Annotated in this window: 2 protein-coding genes and 1 pseudogene; all 3 read left to right on the top strand. The window is 60.5% G+C overall.

Annotated features, from left to right (window positions below; all coding sequences use genetic code 11):
• Nucleotides 1-1271: pseudogene (locus AWC25_RS26895) on the top strand (hypothetical protein); the annotation flags it as partial.
• Between the two features lie 19 nt (nucleotides 1272-1290).
• Entirely contained in the window at nucleotides 1291-1599 is a 309-nt protein-coding gene (locus AWC25_RS20725) for a hypothetical protein (RefSeq protein WP_085167453.1), read from the top strand.
• Between the two features lie 472 nt (nucleotides 1600-2071).
• The gene (locus AWC25_RS20735; protein WP_244899570.1) at nucleotides 2072-2995 is read left to right on the top strand and encodes a hypothetical protein; all 924 of its coding nucleotides are present in this window, start codon (nucleotides 2072-2074) and stop codon (nucleotides 2993-2995) included.
• Nucleotides 2996-3331: the final 336 nt, after the last annotated feature.

Genomic DNA, 3331 nt, shown 5'->3' on the forward strand with positions numbered 1-3331 from the left:
GTTCGCTCTACAGTGGACCACGACCCACCAACCCCAAGCCGCATAGCGACTGGACCACCAAACGGGTCCCTCTCACCCTGATCTCGGTCTTCGAGATTCAACTGGAAGTCCTTGATAGCCAAGCTGGTGCGGCCCTTAGTGCAGCGGACAGCAACGTGAATCAGCACATTGCCGCAATCGAAGACCAAGCGCTTGTCTATACTAGATTGGCTCTCGTACAACTGCGGTACCTGCAACGTGTGTACTCATGCTCCCTTCAGAGGTCTCTGAGCACACTCCGCGGCGAAGGTTACGACGCGGCCGCGATCCAGTCGGTTGACGCGCCAGGATCCGCTCTCCAGGTCGGGACCCAAGCAAACCGCAGGAAGAACCAAATCGATGCGTTCACGAAGGTTTTCGGCCGGCCGCCCCGATCCGATACTGACTGGCAAACGGCTGCAGCGCTCGATCCGCACAGCTATGAGCCCAAGAATCACGACAACCCACCCAATATCGTTGTGGGGAAGATAAACCCGGTACCGGGCCAAGGGGTGGTCCGGATCAATATGTTCATTCCTGGCCGCGCAGTTTGGGATCCGCAGATCGATTGGCGCCTCCTACACGACAACCTGGGCGATAACCGAGGGTTCTCGCCCACAGCCGGCCCCGAGGAGTCGCGGGTGTCAATATATGTCGACTATGAAAACGGCATCATCGTTGCGCGCCAGAATCCCTCAATCGATGAGGTGACCAGGAAGATCCGCGTCGGTACACCCAGCATCTCGGCGGTCCAAAAGAGCAACGGCGCAGTCTTGATCAAATACAGCGCCGCAGACCCGTTCTCGCCCGGCGGCGAGAATCTCGCCAAGGCAATCCCTTTCGACGTGAACGGCAGCCTCGCTGTTCAGCCGACCGCCGACGGCCCCCGCGTCGGGGGTACCGTGACGAACTTCCCGGCGCTCGAGATCTACAACGATCGCTCCGGACGGGGCATAACGAACCTGGTGCAATCGTGGCCACTCTTTGAAGAACGGGCCGGCGGACCGTTACTTGGCCTGTGGTGGCATAGACCCATCGGCGACGGCGCCCTCGAACCGTCCTTCAACGACCAGTATCCGGCTTCCCGGCTTCCCGGCTTACCGCATGGCAGTCACCTGCCGCCTGTCGCGCCGATCGGACCGCCGCTTGTCGCGAGCCCACCGGGCATGTATCCCCTCGGACCGGTTGACCACCCAACAAAGATCGGCGTACACGATCCAGCTGTACTGTTGCCCGTATTGCCGTCCAAATAGCGAGAATCGATTGAGTCGGATGAAAGAGCCCATCAACTGGGTACGAGCTGTCTTCTTCGGAGGGATAGCCGGTGGCTTTTTCTGGGCAGTGATGTTGGCGCTGCTGGTTCCGCTGTCACACAGACATACGTCCATTGGCTATTTCTACACAATGGTTACGGCCGTCTCTATCGGTGTCCTCGCTGTTGGGGTCGTCCTGTACAGCCGCGCTAGAACGTCGGTTTGGCGCAGCAGAGCGATCGGCATTATTTTGGCCCCGCTGACTGGCGGGTCAATCCTGTTGATCATCACGCTGGCCGTCGTGTTGCCCAAGCAGGGAGTGTTCTGACGTGGGATCGTTTGAGTACGCGCAGAGGCATCCAAGACAGCTTGTGGCTGGCCTGTTCGCCGGTTTCATCTCTACGCTTCTCACGCTTGGTGTGTTCTGGATCTTCGCGCCTATCCTCCCTCTAGCGCTCTGGGGAATTACGAGAAACTTCCGTCGGACTAATGCCTTCTCTGTGGGTGCGCTAGCGGCTTTCGCAGGCATAATCGCCTTCGTGGGACTATTCGCGATCTTGACCATCACATTGTCGTTAGTAATTGGAACGTCGCCTCCGCCGCAGAAGGATTATCTTTACGGGTGAATTGACCAGCATGGATAGCGGCACTAGCCTCGCCATCAGGGCATAGGGGAAGAGCCTCGCGGTCTTAGTTGGGGAGGCGAAGATGGGCACCGGCACTGGCTCGCTCGTCGGGCGATCCTCTGCGCGGAAACCCGTGTGCCTCAACGGCTGGATTCGGCCGGGCCGGGGGACGAGATGAGTGGCGACGACGAAATTCGCATAATCCTTGAGCGCCTCGCCCAGCTGACCGAGCAGCCGCCGCCGCCCGGCATCACGCCCGATCCCCTGGCCACGGGTACCGTTCCCCTAAGTCAGCTTTTGAGACTGCTTGGCCTCGCGGCCAATGGCGGCGATCCCCAGGACATGACCGACGCCGAGAATGGATACGCGGAACGTAGCGCGAAGACCGCCGATGCGATGGCGAAATTCCCTGCGAATGAAGCAGAATCGGTCGGAAAGCTAGGCGGCGCTGGTAGCCCTGCTGAGATGGCCCAGCAGATCCCGCAGATGATTTCCGGTGTAGCGGGCGGCATTTCAGGTGCCATGCAAGGATTGCTCCAGCCGTTGAGCCAGCTTCCGCAGCAGGCAGCGCAGATCGGACAGCAGATGATGCAGACCGGTATGGGCGCTCTACAACAGGGTGCGGAGGGCGCGGCGGGAGCTGGTGCGGCAATACCCGGTGAGTTGACAGGCTCGACGAGCGGTGGCGGTGAGGGCGGCGGCGGTGTGGGCGGTGGATTAGGCTCCACCACACCGACATCCAGCCTCAGCCCGCTTCCTGCCCCGTCAGCCGGTACTGAGCCCGCGTCGTCGCGCACCACCTCAATCCACCCACCGAGTACATCGTCGCCCGCGAATGCGCCCAGGGGCGGGATGAGTGCAATGCCGATGATGCCGCCGGGCGCCATGCACGGAGCAAGTGCCGGCAAGGACGAGAAACCCGACACCAAACGTATTGTGCCGCCGACAGTTAAAAATGGCGCTCCCGTCCAGGGACGTATCACGACACCGCCGCCGACCGCTGAGGTCATCAAACGTGTTGAGGGCAAACCGGTTGCAAGTCGGCGAATCATCCTGCCCGACCGAAAGCTTGATGATGATCAGGACGAGGGTCGGTAACAGCACGATTGTTTTAGAACCTAATCGAGGCATTGCAGTGATCGACTACGTTGATGCGTCTGAACAAACGCGATCCTGTTTCACCGCCTCAGATCCTGAATCAGTGCGTCGGTATCGCGCCTTTCGACGTGTCTCTAGAGAAATAGGCCCCTCGCGTGTCCACTCAGCCTCCCCCGCTGCCACATGGTCCTTCCCCGTGGGTCGCATCGCCACCCGGACCGCCCCGCCGGTCGAGCTCACTCGCAATTGCATCGTTCGTTGGGTCTGCTGCACGGATAGGTGACAACTGAGATGGCTTGCCCAACGTGGGCGGGCTGGAAGGATGTCACCATGGCA

The sequence above is a fragment of the Mycobacterium sherrisii genome (assembly GCF_002102355.1).
GTDB classification, from domain to species: Bacteria; Actinomycetota; Actinomycetes; order Mycobacteriales; family Mycobacteriaceae; genus Mycobacterium; species Mycobacterium sherrisii.